Genomic DNA, 23,768 nt, shown 5'->3' with positions numbered 1-23,768 from the left:
AGGCATAGCTTTGTCATTTCGACGAAGGAGAATCGCATCCAATATTCTATAACGTTTTTAAAATTTATTATGCTCTCTCTCCTTCGTCGAGATGACATTAAATTTGTTTTTTTGACTAGGTAAAAAACAAAAAAAAACGCAAGGTTCACAAAGAAATAACTTTGTGAACCTTGCGTAAATCTTAGCGGACTTTGCGGCTAAAAAACTTTTTAACCTTTCAGGTCAATAAAAAAAAAACTATAATTTCAAGTTTCCTTCAATACCGTCATCCATTGTTTTGCCACTTACGAATGCAGCGGCCATTTTTGCAATAGCGACCATTTTCCCGTTTTTATTATTCCAGTAATATCCGTCTTCAGGAACTACTTTTATCACACTTAAATTTGGATCATCTTCACCTCCGGGCATCCATACTTTTACAATTGGATCCCATAATTCCTTAATTTTTTCTCTGTCATATGAGATACTTGCAGTCCCGTGTAAAGTAAGGAATTTATCGTGTGGCTCTGAGAAAAATAATTCAACTTGAGGATTAAGGCTAATCTCAGCATTTTGACTGCTGTTTCTGTCTGATAAAAACCAAAGCTGGCCCAAATCATCTATTTTCTGAACAGACATTGGGCGTGACTGAAGTCTGTATTCATTGTAAGTACAAAACATGCACGTTTTTATGTTCTCTGCCAGATCTTTTATTTTATCTACAGCAAATTCGTTTGTAAGGTCTTTATGATCTCCCATGGCTTTATATTTTAAAAATTTATAGAATGTTTTTTTATAAAATTCTCATTTTATGATCATTAAAATCAAGGATCTGATGAAAATTTTATAATTGTAAAGTTGCCATTTTTATGCTTTTTGGGCTTACACAATTAAATTTTTAAATTATGAGATTTCAATTATTAATATTTTTAAGCTTATTCAAAAAACCAATTGATTTTATCTATTAATTTGGTTATCTTTGGGCAGGAAAAAATCCTAATTTACAAGATACCATATGACTGATTTTACTATTTTTTATACTGATGATGATGAAGATGATTTGAGCATTTTTGCAGATGCTGTAGAATCATTGCCTAAAAAAATAAAGCTTCAGACATATACCGGTGGAGAAAAATTGTTGAACGCAATTTACAACCCGCCGCCAACTCCTCATGTAGTCTTTCTGGATTTGAATATGCCCGGTAAAAATGGATTTGATGTTCTTGCAGAACTTCGAAATTCTGAAAAAAACGATATTCCCGTGATTATCTTTTCTACATCAAACGAGCCTGGTATAATAGAAAAATGCCGCAGCTTAGGCGCTAATTTGTTTATTACAAAGCCAATTTTAATGAAGGATATTATAAAATCTATTAATCATGCGCTTGAAATCGATTGGAAAAAATTTAGTCCAACCGATAAAAACTTTGTCTACAAGTCCTAAAATTAACCCGTTATAAATCCGGAATATAAATATCAAAAGTCGCGCCTTTGTCTTTTATGCCACTGGCTGTAATGATGCCTTTATGGTTTTCTACGATCTTTTTTACAATTGCCAGTCCAATTCCGGTTCCGGCAAATTCACTTTCTGTATTTAAACGTTGAAATACTTCAAAAATACGCTCGTTGTATTCTGAATCAAAGCCAATTCCGTTATCAGAAATTTGAAGATGATAATATAATTTGTCAGGAAAATCGACAGTTTGCTTTATTTTATACCCTTTTAATAAATTTGCCTTTACTTCGATTACAGGAGGAACATCATTTTTAGCGAATTTTAGCGCGTTTCCGATCAAATTATGCAATAACTGTCTAAACTGAAACGGAATAATTGTTGCTTCGCCTAAAGGGTCAAAATGAATCTGTGCATTTTTTTCTTCAATGCGTTCATAGAAATCACTTTTTACTTCCTCAGCAATATCATCAAGATTTGATTTTACAAAAACTCTGTCGGCTGAGTTTGTTCTTGAATACGCTAAAAGATCCTGAATTAAAGTCTGCATTCTTTTGGCAGCAACTTCAATCCTGCTTAAATATGTTTTCGCTTTTGCCGAAATATTCTGCTCATCCAAATCTGATAATCTACTTGCAAAAGTCTGGATTTTTCTAAGAGGTTCCTGCAAGTCATGACTTGAAATATAGGCGAAAGACTGTAGCTCGATATTCATATTGATCAAATCCCTGTTTTTGCTTTCCAGTTCTTCAGTTCGTTCAGAAACTTCTTTTTCGAGTTGGTTTGTAAAATTCTTCTGATCCTGAATATCAGTACTTGTACCAACCCACATTTCGATCTTTCCTTCGGCATTTTTTTGTGCAATTGCACGACTTAATTGCCATCTGTATTCGCCATCATAACGGCGAAAACGATGTTCTATCAAAAAGTCATTTCCTGTTTTTATAGATTCCATCCAGGCATTTACATTATCTTCGCGATCATCAGGATGCACAATTTGAAGCCAGCCATATTTATCGACATCTTTTTGCGTTATTCCGGAGTAAGTAAAAACAGACTGGTTAAAATAATTAAGATTTCCCATTGGGTCACTCGTCCAGATATGCTGCGGCATAGAATCAGCAAGAAGCCTGAATTTTTCTTCGCTTTTTATCAGGGTTTCCTGGTTGTTTTTTTCATCTGTAATATCCATGACCGTTCCAAGCATTTTTACAGGATGTTTATTTTCGTCAAAAAATATCTTGCCATGCGCCCTGATCCAGACAATAGAAGTATCCGGTTTAATAAAACGCGATTCATATTTGTATATACTTGTTGTAAGCGCCTTATGATAAGCCTCTTCTAAAATAGGTTTGTCATCAGGATGTATCTGACTCTGAATTTGTGCGCGCGTAAGTTTTGTTGTTTTTTCATATCCAAAAACAGTAGCCAGATTTTCAGAATAAATCAATTCCTGAGTAGGAACATTTAAGTCCCAAGTTGCAATTTGAGCAATTTCTGAAGCTAAGCGTGTACGTTCTTCTGCATCTTCTACTTTTTTGCGGGCTTCTACTTTTGCAGTTACATCATTCACGGTAACCATAACTCCTGAAGCTTCTCCGTCTTTTTCAAGAAGCGGAGTGTATTGGTAATCCAGATAAAACTTTTTGAGTTCGCCTTTGACATTCACATACGCCAGTGATTCATTTTCACGAACAATTTTTTTATTCTGAACCACCTGATCCAGTAATTCGGGATATTTTTGTTCCAGTAATTCGGGAAATACTTCTAAGATTGGTTTTCCAATGGTTTCGCTTTTCTTTTTTTGCCAAATGGTTTTTCTCATGGTATTATTGGCCATTTCGATAATATGGTCTTTTCCTCTAAAAATTGCCATCGCAATAGGAGAATCTACTACTAATTTTCTAAATGCTTTTTCGCTTTCAGTCAAAAGATGTCTTGCTTTTACGGCTTCTGTAACTTCATGTGTTACAATAATAACCCCTTCAACGCTATCGTTTTCATCTCTCAACGGGTGAAAAACTAAATTAAAATAACACAGTTCCTGTTTGCCATATCGATTTAAAGTAACCTCCAGTTCATCTGTGTAATACGGAACTCCATCTTCATAAACCTTTGAAAGCAAAGGTAAAACAGTATCTTTTGCCTCAGGAACGGATGAAAAAACAGGTTTATTCAGGATTTCATCTTCAGTTTTATCAATAATTTGAAGATAAGTAGTATTGGCCATTTCAATAACTAAATCAGCGCCTTTAAGAATCGCTATTCCCAACGGAAGCTGCTTTACACTATGCCTGAATCGTTTATCACTTTCTTCAACCGCCGTTCTCGCAACAACTTGTATCGTAACATCATTTGCAATTGCAACAATTCCTGAAATCGTACCGTCAGGTTCTTTTAACGCTTCATAAACTACGTTGATAAAAGTGTTTTCGATTTTGCCTTTACGGTTTAGTTTAACCGGAAGTTCATATGCTGTAAAGCGCTCTCCGGTAGTATAAACATTGAGTAAAATGTCTTCGAGGCCCTGGCCTGTAACTTCAGGTAAGGCTTCAAAAATAGGTTTATTTATAACCTGATCAATATTTCGCTCCCAAATTTCAAGCATAAGTTCATTTGCTATTTCAACAACATAATCCTTACCTCTAAAAACGCACATAGCATTTGGAGTCTGCAGTATATTATTTAAGTAACGTTCGTTACTGTTTTCTAAGTTTTTGAGCATAAATACATTATCTGTAGTTTCATTACAGATAACCAGTACACCATCTATTTTTCCCTCATCATTATTTACCGGACTGTAACTAAAGGTCCAGTAAACATCTTCCATCTTTCCGTTTCTGTAAATCGGCAATAGTTGGTTTTCATGCCAGGTTGCTTCACCTTGTGTAAGAACCTGATCGATTAGTGGTTTTATAAAATCCCAGATTTCCGGCCAATATTCAGCTCCTTTTTCGCCTAATATCAAGGGATGCTTCCCGTCGTTTCCCAGACTGGGACGATAGGCATCATTGTAAAAACAAATATGTTCCGGTCCCCAAAACAAAAACATAGGAAATTTTGAGTTTAAAAGAATTCCTAAAGTTGTACGCAAACTTTGTGGCCAGGATTCAACAGGACCAATTGGGGATTTATTCCAGTCTTTGGCACGCATTAAAGTGCCCATTTCGCCTCCATTAGCAAGAAAATCTTGATTTGTAGTACTCATTAAAAAGGTATTTCGTTTTGGTTTAAAACAATTTTAAAACAATAAAGCTAATTCAATTGATAGCATTATTTAAAGACGCTTTCAGAATAATTGTTAAAATTAGTAAAATATTTATTGATTTTATTTTGAATTTTTGAATGAGCTAATTTTTAAATCAATTGAGTTAATTTTATCTGTTACTATTGATGAAATTTGAATATATAATAGATTGTAAAAAATCTTAATTCAATAAAATCATGAAAAAGGAACAAAAACACGAAACCGACTATATAAAGAAATATCAGGACGAAGGGTATATGACTAATTATTTGTTTGAAAATGGTTGCCTAATCGATTCAGAGTCAAAATATGCCTATCAGCCGGATGAGATTTTTATTGTAGCCCATCATCGATACGAAGGTATGAGTGATCCTGATGATATGTCGATTTTATATATAATAGAAACAAAGGATCAAAAAAAAGGAACCCATTTAATAGGTTACGGCCCAACAGCAGACCTGGAAGAAGCTGAATTTTTTAAAGATATACCGAAGGCAAATTATTCTAAAAATGCCGACATAAACGAACTTACATAGATAAGTATTTTTTATTTTGCTGGGGAGCAGTTGTTTCAGATTTATCTGGGGCAGCTGCTTTTTTTTTGAGTTGCTTTTTTTAAAGTTGCTTTGAAAGATGTTAGATGCAAGATGTTAGAATATAGAAGAGATGCAAGATATTAGATGCAAGAAATTAGAATTAAACATTTTTCAATTTCACATTGTCTCATCTTTCAACTTATCCCAACATCTTACATCTTACATCTTACATCTTACATCTTACATCTTACATCTTACATTTCACATCTTGCATCTAACATCTTTCTTCTATATTCTATCATCTTCATTCTCACACACAAAAATCTCTTTATAATAATTATGAAATATCTGACTGAAATTGTATAAAGGTTTGATAGACAATATTTCTGAAATTTGAATTATCAAAATAAGATAAAAAACCAAAACTAAAATTTGTACGTAAATAAATACAAACCAGTTTTATTAAACCAGACCAATATGAAAAAACTATACTTAAATACAGGAAGATTTGATACTATTTTTAATGATCTTAAAGATAGTTTTGATGGTGAATTGATCACCAATAATAACGAATACAATTTGATCATAAAATCTAAATGGGCAAAAGGCACTATTAGCGGAGTTTGTTTGGATAACAGAATGTCGCATTTGAATTTTGACCTTGTATTAAATCAGGATGTAAGTTTAAGTATGGAATCTTTTCAATCAGCACCAATATTTTTTGTGTATTGCGAAAACGGAAAGCTATCACATAGTTTTGGTGCAAATGGGGAGAAAAAGAGTCTTAAAAACAATCAAACAGGGGTTTTAAGCAATACTTCGGTTATAAATAGTGTGCTATATTTTGAAAGCCACAAACGTATTCAATTCTCATTGATAGGAGTGCCAACGATTAGTACAGAAGATGAGAATTTTGAAATGATCGCTCAATTAAAGAGAAGATTCATGAACCAATCCGGAAACTATATTTATACAGGATCTGAGAATTTAAAAATTGCCGAAAAATGGCTGGAACTTAAAGCGCTTCCGCAACAAGGAATCGTTAAAAACTTACTTAAAAAAGTAATATTAAAAGAAATTGTAGAGATGGAGATAGCTCAACACAGTTACAACTACATTAAAACGTTTGAACCTATTGTAAATTTGGCCACAAAGCAAATTAATGAAATAAAAAGAATTTCGAATATCAATATTTCTGATGTAATTAATGCTGCAGGATTAGCCGGCCGACACTATTTGCCACGTATTTTTAAAGAAAAATACCATTTATCATACAAGCCATACAATCAAAAACTAGCTAGCTAATAAGCATTACATATCACTTCTACGAAAAAAAAACAGCTTTTACCAGGCTGTTTTTTTTATGTATTGTTGTTAAAGATTGTGCTAAAAAAACTTAGAAACTTAGCCCCTTATTCCTAACTCTCTTTTTCGTAATAAATAATAAAATAAACCATAATTAAATTCAGGCATAATGAAACGCTGTTGGTGAGAATTATAGGTAAATCTTCTTTTAAGATGCCGTAAACAATCCAGACCATTATTCCAAAAGTAAGAATACCGAAGGTTTTAAGTGAAATTTGCTTTACCTTTTTAGTTTTCCAAACTTTTATAATTTGCGGAATTACGGATATCGTAACACAAGTTCCGGCAAAAAGTCCAACAGCATCAATTGCATTCATTTTTTTTGAGTTATTAAGTTTTTTTTTTTTTTTAAGTTCCTAAGGGACTGAGTGACTAAGTTTTTAAATCAGGCAATACCTGGTTTATCAGGAGTAAAAGTTATTTTTTTAATTATTAAGAAAAAAAAACTTAGCAACTCAGTATCTCAGAACCTTTGCAACTTTGCAGCTTTGACCCTTTTTAAAACTTTACCCACCAACCAATTCACCACCATTAATATGAATAAATTGTCCGGTGATGTAACTGCTGTCCTGACATGCCAGGAATACATAAGCAGGAGCAACTTCTGAGGGTTGACCGGCTCTTTCCATCGGATTATCTTTTCCAAAATCAGATAAGTTATCAAAACTGGCAACAATCAATGGTGTCCAGATAGGACCGGGGGCAACGCCATTTACTCTTATTTTCTTTTTGGCAAGCATAGTCGATAATGATCTGGTGAAACTCACAATCGCGCCTTTTGTACTGGCATAATCTGCCAGATGTTCACTGCCGCGATACGCCGTAACTGAACTTGTATTAATGATAGTATCACCTTCTGTAAGAAAAGGCAATGCTGCTTTTGTAATATAAAAATACGGATAAATATTAGTTTCAAATGTTTTATGAAGCTGTGCAGTAGTAATGCTTTCGAATTCGGTTTGAGGAAATTGTACAGCTGCATTGTTAACTATAATATTTATTTTTTTAAATGTGGTATGGCATTTTTTTACAGCACTTTTGCAGAATTTTTCATCCTTTAGATCTCCGCTTATAATCAGGCATTCCCTGCCTTCTTTCTCGATAAGTGCTTTGGTGTCTTTCGCATCTTTATCTTCTTTAAGGTAAACAATGGCAATATTAGCACCTTCTCTCGCAAAATGTACGGCAACACTACGGCCAATACCACTGTCTCCGCCGGTTATAAAGGCAACTTTACCCAATAGTTTTCCGCTTCCAACATAATTTTCTCTAATGATTTCAGGCTCAGGATTCATTTGATGTTCGTTACCCGGAAGATTTTGCTTTTGTTCCGGAAATGTTTTTATCGTTTTCATAATACTTACTTTAGAGTTAATCATTAGTTTAAAAATAAGGATTGTATGCAGAAAACATTAACTGAAATAAATCTAAAATTGTCTCAATAAAACTTATAGAATTATCATTTACAGCAGGGATTTAACATGGGAATTATGTAACTAATTTCATATCCTATAAAAGTTGTTTCTTCTTTTTTTTTATAAATTTGAAAGTTTTGCCAATGGCACTAATATTAGGATCAGATAGTATTAAATGTCATTTTATAAAAAGATTTCAAACTAAAAAAAACAAGTTTTATTCATAACACTTTTACTCCCCCACAACAGTATGGTATTAATCGTAGACGATATAAAGGCAAATATTATTGCCCTTAAAAAAACATTAGAGCTGCATAATATTGAAGTAGATACTGCTGAGTCGGGAGAAGAAGCCCTGAAGAAAATCCTGAAAATAAGTTACTGTCTTATTATCATGGACGTTCAAATGCCGGGACTTGATGGCTTTGAAGTAGTCAAAATACTTTCAGGCAATAAACGCACAAAAGACATTCCGGTTATATTTTTATCAGCATTAAATATCGAGAAAAAATATATTTTTAAAGGATATGAAACTGGTGCTGTAGAATATATTACCAAACCCGTAGATACAGATTTGCTGATTTTAAAAGTAAAAACTTTCATTAAAATTTACGAGCAGCAAAATGAATTAAAAGGCATAAAAGACTTGCTTTCTAAAGAAATAAAAATCAGGAAAGAAGCACAGGATAATCTCGAAATTAAAATCGCTGAAAGAACCAAAGAACTGGTTTCGAAAAACGAAGAATTAGAGATGAAAAATCACGAACTGCAACAATTTTCATGGGTCGTTTCGCATGATTTAAATGAACCCATCCGGAAAATCCAAATCTTTATAAAAATCATCAAAGAACTTTATCTCGCTGATGATGCCAAAGCAGTCGATTATGTAGATCGTACGATTAAATCAGCAGAAAGAATGCAGACTTTAATTACTGATTTGTTAGCCTATTCAAGATTATCATCTCAGGTAAAACCAGAATCTACAGACTTAAATGTTGTGTTACAAGAAGTACTTTCGGATTTTGATTACCTGATCGAAAGAAAAAATGCTACTATAAAAACAAGCGAACTTCCTACAATAGATAGTATCCCGAGTCAGCTGAGACAGGTTTTTCAGAATTTGATAGGAAATGCACTAAAATTCTCCGGAAATTCTCAACATCCTTTAATCGAAATTACATCTGAATTAATTTCAGAAAAATCTTTTGAGAGTTCAGCTTCACGGGATGGTAAATTTTGCAGAATCACGGTAAAAGATAACGGAATAGGATTTGATGAAATTTACCTCGATCGAATATTCATTATTTTCCAGAGTCTAAACGATCGTCAGTCTTATGAAGGAACCGGAATTGGATTGGCAATCGCTAAAAAAATTATCGAAAAACACAACGGATTAATCACCGCAAAAAGTCAGGTTGGCCATGGTGCCAGTTTTATTATTATACTCCCTTTAAAATACGAATAATTATAATTTAAAAGTATGAAGAGCAATTTTAGAAGAAATTTACTAATAAGTTCTAGTGTGTCATTACTGGTTTTAATGATCAGTTCTACAGCTTCTTATCTAAGTATAAAAAGCTTGCTAAGCAGCAATTTTTGGGTAAATCATACTCAGGAAGTAATTTATAACCTGAACGAAGGTTCCGCTATAATTACAGAAGCACAAACCAGTATGCGGGGATATTTGATTACCGGCGACGAACAATTTGTGCAGCGATATAATGATGCGGAGATAAAATCAAACTCGTATTTTGATAAAGTAACAGAACTTACTGTCGATAATGCGTCTCAGCAGCAGCAATTAAAAGAATTAAAAACCCAAAGAAGTAATTTTTTTAAATATCTGAACAACCAGATCGTAAAAAAACGATTGGGGAAAGGCTCCGTAACATTCGACCTCAATGAAGGCAGAAGTATGATGAACGACTTGCGTGCTCAAATTAAAATTGTCGAAAATACAGAACAAAATCTCCTAAAAGAACGCAACCAAAACTCAGAACGATACGGGATGTATAGTATCATTTTGATTATTGTTGCTTTTATCGTCGCTTTTTTAATTTCGATTGTCTTTTTAATTCGAATTTTAAAAGATTTTAATGAGCGTGCCTTACTTCAAAACGAATTAGAGAAAAAAGACAAAGAAACGGCACAAAGAATTGAAGCGATTAGTACAATTGCAAGTAACATTTCTAGCGGAAATTATGACATTCGAGTAGACGATACAAAAGCTGATGCATTGGGAAGTGTAGGAGAATCGCTGAATAATATGGGGATTTCCCTAAAAAATTCTTTTGATTTATTATCCCAAAAAGAATGGATGCAAACCGGTGTTGCCAATCTTAATAATGTGATGCTGGGAGATAAAACACTGCAAAAATTATCTAAAGATGTTATTGAATTTGTTTGTCAGTATACCAATAGCAGCGCGGGAGTTTTATACGTTCTTGAAGATAACGAACTTTTTGTTGCGGGAGGATATAGCTATATACCAAGTAAAAACCGCGAACGCATTCAAAAAGGCGAAGGATTAATTGGGCAGGCTATTATTTCCGGAAAACTACTGGAATTAAAAACGTTGTCACCGGATGATATTCATATAAATTATGCATTAGGACAAATTAAACCTACTCATATTGTAGCAGTACCTTTACTAGATACCAAAATAGAAGGTGCTATTGAATTGGCAAGTATTTACGGATTCTCAGATCTGCAGTTAGAATTTTTAAATACTGTTTCTAATAATATTGGAATCGCAATTAAATCAACTCAAAATAGAAAAAGAGTGATGGAATTGTTAGAAGAAACCAAATCCCAGTCTGAAGAACTTCAGGTGCAACACAGCGAATTAGAAGCTATTAATGCTGAACTGGAAGCTCAAACAGAGAAATTACAGGCATCTGAAGAAGAACTAAGAGTGCAGCAGGAAGAGTTGGAACAAACCAATGAAGAATTATCTGAAAGAAGTGTCTTACTGGAAGAGAAAAATAATGAAATCCAGAAAAAATCAGAAGCGTTAGAGCTTACAACACGATATAAATCAGAGTTTCTGGCGAATATGTCGCACGAATTAAGAACACCTTTGAACTCAATCTTACTTTTGAGCCGATTGCTGTCTGAAAACAACAACAAAAGCATGGTTGCCGAAGAAATTGAGTTCGCTAAAGTGATTCAGAGTTCAGGAAACAGTTTATTGGGCTTGATCGATGAAATATTGGATTTATCTAAAATCGAAGCCGGTAAAATGGAACTTGAATTTTTAGATGTTTCAACAAAAGAAATCACAGATACTTTATGGAACTTGTTTAATCAGGTTGCGAAAGAAAAAGGAATTAAGTTTGAAATTATTTCTAAAGATGCGCCAATTGTCATTAAAACAGACAAAATGCGTTTAGAACAAATTTTGAAAAACCTGATTTCTAATGCCATTAAATTTACAGAAAAAGGTACTGTTAGTGTCGAAATAAAAATAAATACAGACGATGATAAAATAATTTGTTTTATTGTAAAAGATACCGGAATAGGTATTCCATTAGAAAAACAGCCTTTAATTTTCGAAGCTTTTCAACAAGCTGATGGATCTACAAAACGTAAATATGGCGGAACCGGATTGGGATTATCAATCAGCAGGGAATTAGCAAAACTGCTTCGTGGTGAAATAATCCTGCACAGTAAAGTAAATAAAGGAAGTACTTTTACTTTATGTCTGCCGGTTTTTGGAGCAGCAATAAATAAAATTAATGTAGAGAAAATTCCTCCAACAGAATTTACTGAAATCCCTGAAGAAGAAAAAACACCGGTTAAGAAAAAATATATAAGCGAGACTATTCCTGCTGAAATTGAAGATGACAGAGATTCAATTGAAGAAGGCGATAAAGTAATTTTGATTGTAGAAGACGACATTAACTTTGCAAAATCACTTTTGACTTTTACCAGAAAAAAAGGATATAAAGGTGTTGTTTCTGTTCGTGGCGATTATGCGCTGAACTTTGCTTTATTATACAATCCGGTTGGTGTTTTATTAGATATTGAACTACCAATAAAAAGTGGTTGGGAAGTTTTAGAAGAATTAAAAAATCATTCAGCGACCAAACACATGCCGGTTCATATTATGTCATCGCATAAATTAAAACAGGAAAGTTTACTAAAAGGAGCCGTTGATTTCTTAGATAAACCCGTTGCTTTTGATAAAATTCCGGATGTGTTTTTAAGAATAGAACACATTATTAATAAAGATGCGCAAAAAGTGCTGATCATCGAGGACAATCCAAAACATGCTAAAGCACTGGCTTATTTCCTGGAAACTTATAATATTAATTCTGAAATAAAAAGTGAAGTTTCGCAAGGATTAGAGGCATTAAATAAAACAGAAGTAGATTGTGTTATTCTTGATATGGGAATTCCGGATAAACACGCTTACCAAATTTTAGACGGAGTAAAAAAATCTCCGGGATTAGAAAATCTTCCGGTAATTGTATTTACAGGAAAAAGTTTATCGATGAAAGAAGAGGTTAAAATTAAAAAATATGCCGATTCTATTATTGTAAAAACAGCACATTCATATCAAAGAATGTTAGATGAGGTTTCACTTTTCCTTCATTTAGTAGAAGATAAAAAAGATGGAAAAGACAAAAAAGAAGGGCATAAAAAGCTAAATTTACTAAATAATATCCTGCACGAGAAAAAGGTATTGATTGTAGACGACGATGTTCGTAATATTTATTCTTTGACAAAAGCACTCGAAGTCTTTAAAATGAATGTGATTACCGCTTTTGATGGTAAAGAGGCTATTAAAATTTTAGGCGAACATCCTGATACTGATGTCGTTTTACTGGATATGATGATGCCTAATATGGACGGTTATGAAACTGCTGAAAAAATACGAAGCATGCCTAAGTTTTTAAGCTTGCCATTAATCGCAGTTACAGCAAAAGCAATGACAGGCGACAGAGAAAAATGCATCAAAGCCGGAGCATCAGATTATATTACAAAACCGGTAGATATAGATCAGTTACTTTCGTTATTGAGAGTGTGGTTGTACGATAAGATTTAGAGGAAAGAGTAGAGAAGGAAGAAGGAAGAAGGAAGAGGAAAGAAGAAAGAAGGAAGATGAAAGAGGAAAGAATAGAGAGTAAAGAAAAAAGAAGTTGCTACGGATTAATTTTAAAAATTATTTTGAATCTGTGAAATCTGTGGCAAAAGAAAAAGAAGCTACGCAAACATTAAAAAAATAATTTGTGGAAGTCGTGGCAAAAAAACAAACTTAAAGTAAAAAGTGGGCGAAATGAATAAAAAGAGACTCTTAATTATTGATGATGATTCTAGGAATATTTTTGCTTTAGAGCATACTCTACGTGCAAAATCATACGATTGTTTGTCTTGTTTAAGTGCTGAGGAAGCTTTGAAAATATTAAGTACAGAAGAACATATCGATGCGATTTTGATCGACATGATGATGCCAGAAATGGATGGTTATGATGCAATTCCGATAATTAAGGCACTTCCTGACAGGAGATCAGCTTTTATTGTTGCCGTAACAGCTCAGGCAATGATAGGCGATAAAGAAAAATGTCTGGAAGCCGGAGCAGATGCGTATATCTCAAAACCGGTAGATGTAGATAAATTACTTGCTATTTTGAGCAAAATTTGATGAGATTATGATTGAGGATATCGAATTAGAAACACTTATTAATGATGTATATGAATATTATGGGTTTGACTTTAGCAGTTACTCCCGTGCTTCATTAAAAAGACGTGTAAACAGAGTAATGCATTTAGATGGATTTGTCCATTTTCATGAATTTCTTTCTAAAGTTCGTTATGATCAGGAATATTACAAACGAATGGTCGATGAGATTACCGTAAATGTCACGGAAATGTTTCGCGATCCTGCGTTTTATAATATCGTTAGAAAAGAAATTTTGCCTTTATTGGGCACAAAACCCTTTATCAGATTATGGCATGCAGGATGTTCTACTGGTGAAGAAGTATATTCTATGGCGATTATGCTTAAAGAAGCCGGTTTGCTGCATAAATCCTTAATTTATGCAACAGATATCAATGCAACGGTATTAGAAACAGCCAAAAAAGGAATTTTTCCTTTGCGAATGATGAAAGAATATTCAGAAAATTATCGTGATGCAGGCGGACTCGAAGATTTTTCAAGTTATTATATTGCCAATTATGGCATTGCCAAATTTAACGATGAACTGGCTGAAAAAATGGTTTTCTCACAGCATAATTTAGTTTCGGATACTTCATTCAATGAATTTGATATGATATTATGCCGCAATGTTTTAATATATTTTGATAATAACCTTCAAAAAAGAGTTATTAATTTATTCGATGAAAGTTTAGCACTTTTAGGTTTCTTAGCACTTGGAACTAAAGAAACCATAAAATATTCTATTGGAATGCATAAATACAAACAGTTGGATAAAGAGAAAATATGGAGGAAAATAAAGTAACAATATCAAACTGTAAAGTACTTATTATAGGAGGATCTGCAGGAAGCCTGAATGCTTTAATGCAAATTCTGCCTGATTTGCACAATATAAATGGTTTTGCAATTGTCATTGTATTGCATCGCAAAAGCACAGACGATCAGACACTGGAAGAACTTATTGTATTAAAATCGAATATTGAGGTTAAAACAGTAGAAGATAAAGCACCACTTTTGGCCGGATATATCTATGTGGCTCCTTCTAATTATCATTTATTATTCGAGAAAAACGAGACACTTTCTTTAGATATCTCAGAAAAGATTAATTATAGCCGTCCCAGTATAGATGTTTCATTTGAGTCGGCAGCAGAAATTTACGGGAATTCTCTAGTGGGTATTTTATTATCAGGCTCCAATACTGACGGAACATATGGCTTGAAAGCAATTAAAGCAGCAGGAGGAAAAATTGCGGTTCAAAATCCACTTTCTGCAGATATGCCTTTCATGCCCAACAACGCTATTTTAAATGCTGATCCTGATTTTATTTTAACAAATGAAGAGATCTTAACCTTTATTAGTGAGATCAATACTTAAGATTTATTTTTTGGGTTCTTCATCTTCAGGAAGAATCACTTTGTTTAATTCTGCTTCTTTTTCGGCTCTTTTTTGTGCAGCTTTCCCTTTTCCAATCGGTAAACCAGCCGTTACATACAACGATCTGTTATATACATCAGGTCCGTCACCTTTCATGACAGGAACCAGCCCGTAATAATATTGAACCGTTATATTCAATCCGTTCCCAACATTCATATGATACCCAACGCCAAGAGCAACTCCGGCATCAATAACACGAATTTGGTCCCGGATATTCTTTTTATAAGTTACATCATCCTTATCGACTTCTTTCGTAAATTCATCAAAAGCTTTGGCAAGCAAACCCAACTGAGGTCCGGTTTTAAGATAAATATTATTCTTAAACTGATATTTAATTAAAACAGGCACATTAAAATAACGTATTTCACGATTTACACTTCCTCCCGCAAAAGTATTATCCAGATTAACATCGTTTAGCGAATAAACCGGAATTCCGTGCGCGCCCATAGGAGATTTTACAATTACGCCCGTATTAATCATCCAGGCAGGATTTTTTTTAGATCGGATATCAAAATAAAAACCCAGATTAAAACCTACATTGGTTCCTGAAGATTCAAGACCTGAAATAGTAGAGAAATTTACCCCGCCATCGAGACCAAATTCCAGAAAAGGAGAATTCAATTTATCTCCAAAAATTAAGGAAATTAAAACTTGCGAGCGTGCCGGAGAGATACAAAACAATGCGATAAGTAATAATAAACCTTTTTTCATATAATGAGGATTAAAGTCCAAAACGGTATTGCAGTCCGGCTAAATATTGTGTACGAGTCCCTAAAAATCCTGCTTCGAGTCTAAACATAATATGTTTGCTGTATTGAAATTGAGTCCCAACAATAAAGTTCCACATATCTTTAGGAGCTTTTTGTAACGAATACTGCACCGTTGATGATCCTGCTGTACTTAAAGCGCCGTCAAGCGTAGTCAAAAAAGTCCCCGCAGATTCCAGTGCCCGGTTTGCCGTATTGTGTTTGGCAACATTAGCCGGATTTTTTTGCTCTGCCGCTGTTAATCCGTCCCACCAGTTATCAACTTTTGTCTGATTTTCGGCAACCTTTCCAATTCCGTTATCTACTTTTTCCTGAGCGCCATCCAGATTTAATACATCGGATAAAGCGATGTTTCCCTGTGTATTTCCTTCGATATGAACCCTGAAACCACCAACCCAGACGGCAATGTTTTTATCCGGTTTACGAAGTTTAAATGTTTTACCCAATCTTGGACCAAAAATATAAGAGAAAGCAGGTTTATCCAGCGCACTTACATCGCTCCAGGACATATTCATATCAAGTGCCAGCCAGCCGCCGCCAATACCAATAGTAGGCGTTAGTCCAAAACCAAATGTGGTGGCATCAAAATTGGCTTTTGTACTAAAACTGGCAATTTGTGACCAATTATTATCAGCGTCAGGAATCCAGATTCCCGCGTTTATTTTAGTTGTAGGTTTTGCTTTTCCAAAAATTCCATAAACATTTAAAAACGGAAGCAGCCAAATATCAGGTCTTATTGTTATTGCTCCTGCTTCTACAGAGGATTTATCAAAACGTACGATTTCATCTAAATTATATAAAGGACCATTATTAAAACCAACTTGCAGATCTTTGATGGTTATTTCAGAATCCTGCCAGAAATAATTTACTGAAAGTCCTGCAGAATAAGGTAATTTATACCCTTTTTGAGCCACTTTTTGTCCCCAAATAGGTAAAGCATATGGATATTCCTCGACTTTAAGACTGTCTTTTAATTCCTGATTTTTTGCTCCTACGATTTTTTCAGTGTAGACCTGTCCAAAAATCTGCATGCAAAAAAATAAAAAAAAGGCTGATAGTAGTGTATTATATTTCATTGACTTTCGTGTTTATAATGGTTAATTAATTGAAATGCGTAAAATAAATAGGGACTAATGTATGCTGAGAGTAAATATTGTTTAAGCTTTTGTTTTATAGTGAATTAGGTATTTTGGCTTAAAACTAAGAACTGAATTTATGTGTTAATTATTGTTAAAGTTAACTAAATTTTCTTACTGGTTATACTTTTTTTTAAGAAAATATATTTCTTGAATAAAATGTATTTTATTAAAATCAGAAAGAAGTTTATCCTTTTCATTCAGATCATTTTCAATTATTTAGATTTTGTATTAGAAATAAATAGTATTTTTGTTTTGTGAAATGGATAACCATCATATTGTCGGTTTATTTAATGGCACTTTCAAATATGCCCTGTGCAGATATGGAGGTAGATAGTGCTGTTCATAAAACTGCCCGGTTTTCATCAGAAGCAAACCATTCTCATGATAAGGACAATGATCTATGTTCCCCTTTTTGCGCCTGTAATTGCTGTGGTGCGCAGGTTTTAAGTTATCAGACTGCCTTAAATTTTGATTTTCCTGCAGCACATACTATTATTTCAATACCATTACCCAACTACAATTCAGTTTTAGCTTCCAATTTCTACGGAAGTATTTGGCAGCCCCCTCAAATAGCATAATGATTGCCTGATTAAGTTCAGGTTAGAGAGTTGTGGATTTTCCACAGAAGTAATAGACAAACTTTGTCTAATTTCTCACGTCATTATACCATTAAAATGTTAGATAAAATCATACAGTTTAGTATAAAGAATAAGTTCGTTATACTATTACTCACCCTTGTATTAATAGCCTGGGGAAGCTATTCGCTTAAACAATTACCATTAGATGCTTTGCCGGATATCACGAATAATCAGGTACAAATCATCACGACAGCGCCTACTTTGGCCAGTCAGGAAGTAGAGCAATTAATAACCTATCCGCTGGAACAAGCTGTAAAAACCGTTCCGGATATTATAGAACTTCGCAGTATTTCCCGTTTCGGATTATCAGTCGTTACTGTTGTTTTCGAAGACGACGTAGATATTTACTGGGCAAGGGAACAAATATTTCAACGTTTAAAACAAGCAGAAGAAAACATTCCCGCTTATGCCGGATCGCCTGAATTAGCGCCCATTACAACCGGTTTAGGAGAAATTTACCAATATGATGTTTATGCTAAAAAAGGTTATGAAAACAAATATGACGCCGTAAAACTAAGAACCATTCAGGATTGGATTATTATTCCGCAATTACAAGGCGTTAAAGGTGTTGCAGATGTAAGTACATGGGGCGGAAAACTGAAACAATACGAAATTGCCGTAAACCCAAACACACTGAATAGTCTGGGCGTTACGATTACCGAAATCTTTGATGCTTTAGAAAAAAACAACCAGAATACAGGCGGTGCTTATATTGAAAAAGATCAATTGGCCTATTTTATTCGTGGTGTCGGAATGGCAAAAGGAACCAACGACTTGGGAAATGTAGTGGTTAAAAACCGAAATGGTTCGCCCGTTTTAGTCCGCGATGTCGCCGAAGTCCGCGAAGGAGTTGCCTTGCGTTACGGAGCATCGACCAAAGATGGAAAAGGAGAAATTGTTTCCGGAATGGTTTTGATGTTAAAAGGAGAAAATTCCAGCGCAGTTGTAGACAGAATTAAGGAAAGAATGATCCAGATTAATAAAAGCCTGCCCGAAGGCGTAGTTGCTGAAGCTTTTATTGACAGAGGAAAACTAGTCGATAACGCAATTGGTACCGTTACGAAGAATTTATTAGAAGGAGCTTTGATCGTGATTTTCGTCCTGATTTTATTCCTTGGTAATCTTCGTGCAGGTTTAATCGTCGCTTCGGTAATTCCGTTAGCGATGCTTTTTGCTATTATATTAATGAATGCCTTTGGCGTAAGCGGAAATTTAATGAGTTTGGGCGCAATTGATTTTGGAATCATTGTCGACGGAGCCGTAATTATTGTCGAAGCTACAATGCATCATTTGCAGCAATTGAAACGAAAAAAGCAATTATCACAAGGCGAAATGGATATTGAAGTCTACAATTCGGCTTCAAAAATCAGAAATAGTGCAGCTTTTGGAGAAATCATCATTTTGATTGTTTACCTGCCCATCCTGGCTTTAGTTGGAACCGAGGGTAAAATGTTCAAACCGATGGCCATGACCGTTGGTTTTGCCGTTGCAGGAGCTTTTATACTTTCCCTTACCTATGTGCCTGTGATGAGTGCTTTATTTTTATCTAAAAATACCGAGCACAAAGAGAATTTTAGCGATAGAATGATGGCTTGGCTAGAGTCAATTTACACCCCATTATTAGAGAAAGCGCTGCAATTTAAAAAGATTGTTTTAGGAATTTCTCTTAGTCTGTTTGTACTTGGTTTATTAGTCTTTAATAGAATGGGAGGAGAATTTATCCCAACTATTGAAGAAGGTGATTTGGCCATAAATGCCACCATCATGACAGGAAGTTCGCTTACGCAGATGGTAGAAACAGCCACAAAATACGAGCAGATTCTGAAAGCAAAATTTCCGGAGATAAAAACCATTGTAACCAAAATAGGAAGCGGGGAAATCCCTACAGATCCTATGCCCATTGAAAGTGGTGATTTGATTATTGTTTTGAAAGACAAAAAAGAATGGGGAGGAAAATATCACAATTGGGAAGAATTAGCCAATGCCATGAAAGAAGAAATGGAAGTAATTCCAGGCGCCAATATTGAGATTTCGCAGCCTATACAAATGCGTTTTAACGAATTAATGACCGGAAGCCGAAGCGATATCGCCATCAAAATTTTTGGCGATGACTTAGAAATTTTAGATTCAAAAGCTACTGAGTTAATTTCGAAGATAAAAAACATTGAAGGAATTGGAGATTTAAAAGCCGATAAAGTGACAGGATTGCCCCAAATCACAATAAAATACGATTATAATAAAATTGCCCTTTATGGTTTGAATATCTCAGATATCAATAGAATTATCCGTTCGTCATTTGCCGGAGAAAGTGCGGGCAAAATCTACGACGAAAGCAAGAGGTTTGATGTCGTAGTACGAATGAACCAGGACAATCGTGCTGATATTACAGACGTGAGTAATTTGTTTATTCCGTTGCCAAATGGTCAGCAAGTGCCACTTTCGCAAGTCGCAACAGTAGATTATGAGCAAGGTCCGGTACAAGTAGTTCGTGAAGACGGAAAACGCAGAATTACTATTGGATTAAACGTTCGCGGCCGTGATATAAAAAGTGTTGTCGAGGAAATCCAACATAAATTAGATAAAAACTTTAAACTTCCTGCCGGATATTTTGTCACTTATGGCGGACAGTTTGAGAATTTAATAGAAGCAACCAAACGACTTTCGATAGCATTGCCCATAGCGCTGGGATTAATATTAGTGCTGCTTTATTTCACTTTTAAAAGCTTCAAACAGGCAGGATTAATTTTCACAGCAATTCCCTTATCTGCGATTGGAGGAGTTTTTGCGCTTTGGTTACGCGGAATGCCTTTTAGTATTTCGGCAGGAATTGGTTTTATTGCCTTATTTGGAATCGCGGTTTTAAACGGGATTGTATTGATTTCATATTTCAATCAATTGAAAACGGAAGGAATTTTAGATCCGCTGCAAAGGGTTTTAATCGGTACAAAAACCAGATTACGTCCTGTTTTAATGACCGCTGCCGTAGCTTCTTTAGGATTTTTACCAATGGCATTATCAACAAGCGGAGGAGCTGAGGTACAAAAACCTTTGGCAACTGTTGTTATTGGCGGTTTGTTTTCTGCAACATTATTAACATTAATAGTTTTACCCATTTTGTATTTGTTGTTGGAGAAGAAGTTTAAACGCAAAGAGCGCGAGGATTTACACGAAGAGCGCAATGAAAATTAAAGAGGAAAAAGATTTTGTTTCACGCAGATTCTGCAGATTAAGGCAGATTTAATTTTAGAAAATAATCTGCGTCTATCGGCTTAAATCTTTTTAAAATCTGCGTGAAATAAAAATGTGGCTGAATAAACTAAATAACAAAAAAATGAACTCAATATATAATATAAGTACAAAACCTTTTGCGAACTTCGCGAATCTACCTTTGCGAACTTTGCGGTTAATAGCATTCCTACTGACTAGTATAATTTCGCAAGCACAAGAAAAAATCAGTTTAGAGAAAGCAATCGAACTTGCCAAATCAAATAATATCGATTTAAAAATAGCTGATAAGGAAATAGAAAAACAAACGGTTCTAAAGAAAACGGCATTTCAACCGGAACCACTACAGGTACAATATCAGGGCGGACAATTTAACAGCGTCGATTTTGATCATAACGTTTCTGTCCAGCAGTTTTTCCCGATAGGAAACATCACAAAAGCCAACAGACAATTGCAGGAAGAATTGGTAAAGCTGGCCGAAAAACGAAAAGCTTTATCGTCTTATGAGATTGAAAAAGCAGTTACGCTGGCTTATTACCAATATTTATATGGTATTTCGATGCAGAAATTAAACTCGGAACTCAATGCAATTTATACCAAATTCCTAAAGAATGCAGAACTGCGTTTTCAAACAGGTGAAAGCGGAAATATTGAAGTGATTAGTGCAAAAGCGAAAGTAAAAGAGATCGAAACGCAGAAAGCCCAATTAGAATATGATCTTGCGATTTATCAAAAACAATTGCAATTTTTTGTTCAGACCGATGAAAATATAGTTCCTGATGATACAATATCGCTGCAGTATTCGATTCTAAAAGAAGAAGAAAATTTGAAAGCAGAAGGTTTAATGAACGATTATTATCAGCAGCAAATTTTGGTTTATCAAAAAGAAGCCAATACCTATAAAGCGATGCGAACGCCTAAACTGGGATTAGGATATTTTGCCCAGACGATCAATACTGAATCATTGTTTCAGGGATTTACTGCAGGATTGCAAATTCCGTTGTTTGGAGGCGTAAATACAGCAAAAGCTCAAGCTTCGGCAATTAGTATTTCGCAATCACAATTGGCTTTGGATAAAAATAAACTAACGCTGAATCTCCAAAAACAGGAATTGCAAAACAACTTTCAAAAACAACAGAAAGCTTTAGATTATTATCAGAAAGAAGGTTTGCAATATGCTGATCAAATTATTAATACAGCACAAAAAAGTTATGCTAATGGCGATATGAGTTATTGGTCGTATATCAGTTTTCTGAATCAGGCAATTGATATTAAAAAACAATATACCGAAGCGACTCATAGCTTTAATCAAAGTGCTATCGAGCTTCAATTTCCAACTATCAAAAACAATTAAAATGAATATACTTGAAAATTTAACCGTAATTACAATGACTATCTGGACGCAAAGAAAATTAGCTTATGGTTTATTGCTTATTGTCTGCAGCGTTATGTTATTTTCCTGCAATGAAAAGAAAGCTGAAGAAAAAGAGGAAGAAGAAAAACCACAAACAGAAGTAGCCTTAAACGAATCTCAATATAAAACGGTTGGTATTGAGACTGGATTTGTAGAAAACAGAAATCTGAATAAAGTCATAAAAGCAAATGGTTACACGACAGTTCCGCCACAAAACTCTGCCGAAGTTTCGACTTTGATAGGAGGGACAGTGAAGGATATATTTGTTCTCGAAGGGACTTTTGTAAACAAAGGAAAAGTTTTGGCGACGATCCAGAACCTGGAAGTTATCGAAATGCAGGAAGATTATCATTCGGCTACAGCCAATATTGAATATTTGCAATTAGAATACAATCGACAGAAAACGTTGAGTGATGAAAATGTAAATCCAAGGAAAGTTTTTCAGGAAGTAAAATCAAAACTGGCAGCAGAAAGAGCGCGTGCACAAGCAGCAAAAAACAAATTAGATGCATTGCATGTAAGCACAAAAGGAAGTACTTCGCTAGTGCCTATTGTAGCGCCAATTAGCGGTTATGTAGGAAATATAAAAATTGCAAAAGGCGCTTATGCACAAACCGGAATCACATTATTTGAAGTGGTCGATAACAGCCAAATGCATTTGGACCTGAATGTTTATGAGAAAGATCTGGGGTCAATTTCGATTGGACAGGTAATTGATTTTGTATTGACAAATCAATCAAACAAATCGATAAAAGGAAAAATCTTCGGAATCAATAAATCATTTTCCAACGAAAGCAAAACAGTTGCTGTTCATGCCAAAATTGAATCAGATGATGCAAAAGGATTGATTCCCGGAATGTACGTTTCGGCTAATATCAACATTACAAATGCCACCGTTCCTGCGTTGCCAAAAGATGCCGTGGTTCGAAACGCAGATAAGTATTTTGTTTTTGTTCAGGAAGAAGAACATGCAGAACACAAATCAGAGGAGGAAAAAACACATGAAAAAGAAACTCATTTTAAAGCGATTGAAGTCATTCCCGGAACAACAGATTTAGGATTTACAGAAGTAAAGTTTGTAGATAAGATTGATCCAGATGCAAAAATTGTTACGAAAGGTGCTTTTTACCTGCTTTCGGCAATGAAAGGCGGAGGGGAGCATGGGCATTGATTTTTTTAGTTGCTTAGTTACTAAGATACTAAGCTGCTAAGTTTTTTACTCTCTTGTGATTAACGTACTATTTGTTATTTCTATAAAGAGAGATCAGACAAGAAAAGAAAAATAATAGGATTTTTTATGTTCAGTGCTCATTGACCAGACCCCAGCTTTAGCTGGGGTTAATTAGAGATAATGAAAAAGGCTTTAGCCAAATTGTTTTTCGGCTAAAGCCATTTCAATTAATTTTTCTAACTACCAGCTAAAGCTGGAGGCAATTCAATTTATTGTACTGAAATCAAAACAAACTTAAAAACAATTGCAACAAAAGTTGTAAATTT

General features: G+C 34.5%; 18 protein-coding genes. 12 read left to right on the top strand and 6 right to left on the bottom strand.

Annotated elements, in window-relative coordinates:
• Nucleotides 1-237: 237 nt before the first annotated feature.
• Nucleotides 238-738 (bottom strand): pyridoxamine 5'-phosphate oxidase family protein, encoded by a 501-nt coding sequence (locus tag RC62_RS18725; protein WP_055097833.1) that lies wholly within the window; start codon nucleotides 736-738, stop codon nucleotides 238-240.
• A 256-nt stretch (nucleotides 739-994) separates the two neighbouring features.
• On the opposite strand from RC62_RS18725, the gene RC62_RS18720 reads away from it, so the two are divergent.
• On the top strand, nucleotides 995-1,423 hold the full coding sequence (locus RC62_RS18720) for a response regulator (protein WP_055097832.1): 429 nt from the start codon (nucleotides 995-997) through the stop codon (nucleotides 1,421-1,423).
• A 10-nt stretch (nucleotides 1,424-1,433) separates the two neighbouring features.
• Here the strand turns inward: RC62_RS18720 and RC62_RS18715 are convergent, their stop codons facing one another.
• Nucleotides 1,434-4,640 (bottom strand): PAS domain-containing protein, encoded by a 3,207-nt coding sequence (locus RC62_RS18715; RefSeq protein ID WP_055097831.1) that lies wholly within the window; start codon nucleotides 4,638-4,640, stop codon nucleotides 1,434-1,436.
• A gap of 236 nt (nucleotides 4,641-4,876) precedes the next feature.
• Between RC62_RS18715 and RC62_RS18710 the strand changes: the two genes are divergently transcribed.
• Entirely contained in the window at nucleotides 4,877-5,215 is a 339-nt protein-coding gene (locus tag RC62_RS18710; RefSeq protein ID WP_055097829.1) for a hypothetical protein, read from the top strand.
• Between the two features lie 477 nt (nucleotides 5,216-5,692).
• Nucleotides 5,693-6,520: a hypothetical protein gene (locus RC62_RS18705; RefSeq protein ID WP_055098578.1), complete on the top strand. Its 828-nt coding sequence runs from the start codon at nucleotides 5,693-5,695 to the stop codon at nucleotides 6,518-6,520.
• A gap of 113 nt (nucleotides 6,521-6,633) precedes the next feature.
• Here the strand turns inward: RC62_RS18705 and RC62_RS18700 are convergent, their stop codons facing one another.
• Entirely contained in the window at nucleotides 6,634-6,897 is a 264-nt protein-coding gene (locus RC62_RS18700) for a SemiSWEET family sugar transporter (protein WP_055097828.1), read from the bottom strand.
• A 189-nt stretch (nucleotides 6,898-7,086) separates the two neighbouring features.
• Nucleotides 7,087-7,935 carry an SDR family oxidoreductase gene (locus RC62_RS18695; protein WP_055097827.1) on the bottom strand — a complete coding sequence of 283 codons (849 nt, stop codon included), beginning with the start codon at nucleotides 7,933-7,935 and terminating at the stop codon, nucleotides 7,087-7,089.
• 310 nt (nucleotides 7,936-8,245) lie between these two features.
• Between RC62_RS18695 and RC62_RS18690 the strand changes: the two genes are divergently transcribed.
• The 5 genes from RC62_RS18690 (at nucleotide 8,246) to RC62_RS18670 (ending at nucleotide 15,028) form a co-directional block, all read left to right on the top strand.
• Nucleotides 8,246-9,460, top strand: a complete 1,215-nt coding sequence (locus RC62_RS18690; RefSeq protein WP_055097825.1) for a response regulator — start codon at nucleotides 8,246-8,248, stop codon at nucleotides 9,458-9,460.
• Nucleotides 9,461-9,475: 15 nt separating this feature from the next.
• Nucleotides 9,476-13,045 carry a response regulator gene (locus RC62_RS18685; protein ID WP_055097824.1) on the top strand — a complete coding sequence of 1,190 codons (3,570 nt, stop codon included), beginning with the start codon at nucleotides 9,476-9,478 and terminating at the stop codon, nucleotides 13,043-13,045.
• Nucleotides 13,046-13,276: 231 nt separating this feature from the next.
• The gene (locus RC62_RS18680; protein WP_055097822.1) at nucleotides 13,277-13,642 is read left to right on the top strand and encodes a response regulator; all 366 of its coding nucleotides are present in this window, start codon (nucleotides 13,277-13,279) and stop codon (nucleotides 13,640-13,642) included.
• A 7-nt stretch (nucleotides 13,643-13,649) separates the two neighbouring features.
• A complete protein-coding gene (locus tag RC62_RS18675; RefSeq protein ID WP_055097821.1) occupies nucleotides 13,650-14,459 on the top strand; it encodes a CheR family methyltransferase in 810 nt (269 codons plus the stop codon).
• A complete protein-coding gene (locus RC62_RS18670; protein WP_055097818.1) occupies nucleotides 14,441-15,028 on the top strand; it encodes a chemotaxis protein CheB in 588 nt (195 codons plus the stop codon). The genes RC62_RS18675 and RC62_RS18670 overlap by 19 nt, the downstream gene beginning before the upstream one ends.
• Before the next feature lie 3 nt (nucleotides 15,029-15,031).
• Here RC62_RS18670 and RC62_RS18665 read toward each other — a convergent pair whose 3' ends face one another.
• The gene (locus RC62_RS18665; protein WP_055097817.1) at nucleotides 15,032-15,799 is read right to left on the bottom strand and encodes a porin family protein; all 768 of its coding nucleotides are present in this window, start codon (nucleotides 15,797-15,799) and stop codon (nucleotides 15,032-15,034) included.
• A 10-nt stretch (nucleotides 15,800-15,809) separates the two neighbouring features.
• Nucleotides 15,810-16,931: a hypothetical protein gene (locus RC62_RS18660; protein WP_055097816.1), complete on the bottom strand. Its 1,122-nt coding sequence runs from the start codon at nucleotides 16,929-16,931 to the stop codon at nucleotides 15,810-15,812.
• 317 nt (nucleotides 16,932-17,248) lie between these two features.
• Between RC62_RS18660 and RC62_RS18655 the strand changes: the two genes are divergently transcribed.
• From RC62_RS18655 to RC62_RS18640, 4 genes are all read left to right on the top strand, one after another.
• A complete protein-coding gene (locus RC62_RS18655; RefSeq protein ID WP_245176849.1) occupies nucleotides 17,249-17,572 on the top strand; it encodes a DUF6660 family protein in 324 nt (107 codons plus the stop codon).
• A 96-nt stretch (nucleotides 17,573-17,668) separates the two neighbouring features.
• The gene (locus RC62_RS18650; RefSeq protein WP_055097814.1) at nucleotides 17,669-20,821 is read left to right on the top strand and encodes an efflux RND transporter permease subunit; all 3,153 of its coding nucleotides are present in this window, start codon (nucleotides 17,669-17,671) and stop codon (nucleotides 20,819-20,821) included.
• A 142-nt stretch (nucleotides 20,822-20,963) separates the two neighbouring features.
• Nucleotides 20,964-22,211: a TolC family protein gene (locus tag RC62_RS18645; RefSeq protein WP_245176848.1), complete on the top strand. Its 1,248-nt coding sequence runs from the start codon at nucleotides 20,964-20,966 to the stop codon at nucleotides 22,209-22,211.
• A 1-nt stretch (nucleotide 22,212) separates the two neighbouring features.
• Nucleotides 22,213-23,442, top strand: a complete 1,230-nt coding sequence (locus RC62_RS18640; RefSeq protein ID WP_082421326.1) for an efflux RND transporter periplasmic adaptor subunit — start codon at nucleotides 22,213-22,215, stop codon at nucleotides 23,440-23,442.
• Nucleotides 23,443-23,768: the final 326 nt, after the last annotated feature.

The organism is Flavobacterium aquidurense (assembly GCF_001404985.1).
Lineage (GTDB): Bacteria > Bacteroidota > Bacteroidia > Flavobacteriales > Flavobacteriaceae > Flavobacterium > Flavobacterium aquidurense_B.
The sequence above is the reverse complement of the archived record's forward strand: the minus strand, read 5'-3'. Positions and strand labels throughout refer to the sequence as shown.

Bases quoted from the DNA above. Each gene is read 5' to 3' on its own strand.
- RC62_RS18705 (WP_055098578.1), top strand. From the start codon at position 5,693: ATGAAAAAACTATACTTAAATACAGGAAGATTTGATACTATTTTTAAT.
- RC62_RS18685 (WP_055097824.1), top strand. From the start codon at position 9,476: ATGAAGAGCAATTTTAGAAGAAATTTACTAATAAGTTCTAGTGTGTCA.
- RC62_RS18710 (WP_055097829.1), top strand. From the start codon at position 4,877: ATGAAAAAGGAACAAAAACACGAAACCGACTATATAAAGAAATATCAG.
- RC62_RS18640 (WP_082421326.1), top strand. From the start codon at position 22,213: ATGAATATACTTGAAAATTTAACCGTAATTACAATGACTATCTGGACG.
- RC62_RS18725 (WP_055097833.1), bottom strand. From the start codon at position 738: ATGGGAGATCATAAAGACCTTACAAACGAATTTGCTGTAGATAAAATA.
- RC62_RS18675 (WP_055097821.1), top strand. From the start codon at position 13,650: ATGATTGAGGATATCGAATTAGAAACACTTATTAATGATGTATATGAA.
- RC62_RS18660 (WP_055097816.1), bottom strand. From the start codon at position 16,931: ATGAAATATAATACACTACTATCAGCCTTTTTTTTATTTTTTTGCATG.
- RC62_RS18645 (WP_245176848.1), top strand. From the start codon at position 20,964: ATGAACTCAATATATAATATAAGTACAAAACCTTTTGCGAACTTCGCG.
- RC62_RS18720 (WP_055097832.1), top strand. From the start codon at position 995: ATGACTGATTTTACTATTTTTTATACTGATGATGATGAAGATGATTTG.
- RC62_RS18700 (WP_055097828.1), bottom strand. From the start codon at position 6,897: ATGAATGCAATTGATGCTGTTGGACTTTTTGCCGGAACTTGTGTTACG.
- RC62_RS18695 (WP_055097827.1), bottom strand. From the start codon at position 7,935: ATGAAAACGATAAAAACATTTCCGGAACAAAAGCAAAATCTTCCGGGT.
- RC62_RS18690 (WP_055097825.1), top strand. From the start codon at position 8,246: ATGGTATTAATCGTAGACGATATAAAGGCAAATATTATTGCCCTTAAA.
- RC62_RS18680 (WP_055097822.1), top strand. From the start codon at position 13,277: ATGAATAAAAAGAGACTCTTAATTATTGATGATGATTCTAGGAATATT.
- RC62_RS18715 (WP_055097831.1), bottom strand. From the start codon at position 4,640: ATGAGTACTACAAATCAAGATTTTCTTGCTAATGGAGGCGAAATGGGC.
- RC62_RS18670 (WP_055097818.1), top strand. From the start codon at position 14,441: ATGGAGGAAAATAAAGTAACAATATCAAACTGTAAAGTACTTATTATA.
- RC62_RS18665 (WP_055097817.1), bottom strand. From the start codon at position 15,799: ATGAAAAAAGGTTTATTATTACTTATCGCATTGTTTTGTATCTCTCCG.
- RC62_RS18650 (WP_055097814.1), top strand. From the start codon at position 17,669: ATGTTAGATAAAATCATACAGTTTAGTATAAAGAATAAGTTCGTTATA.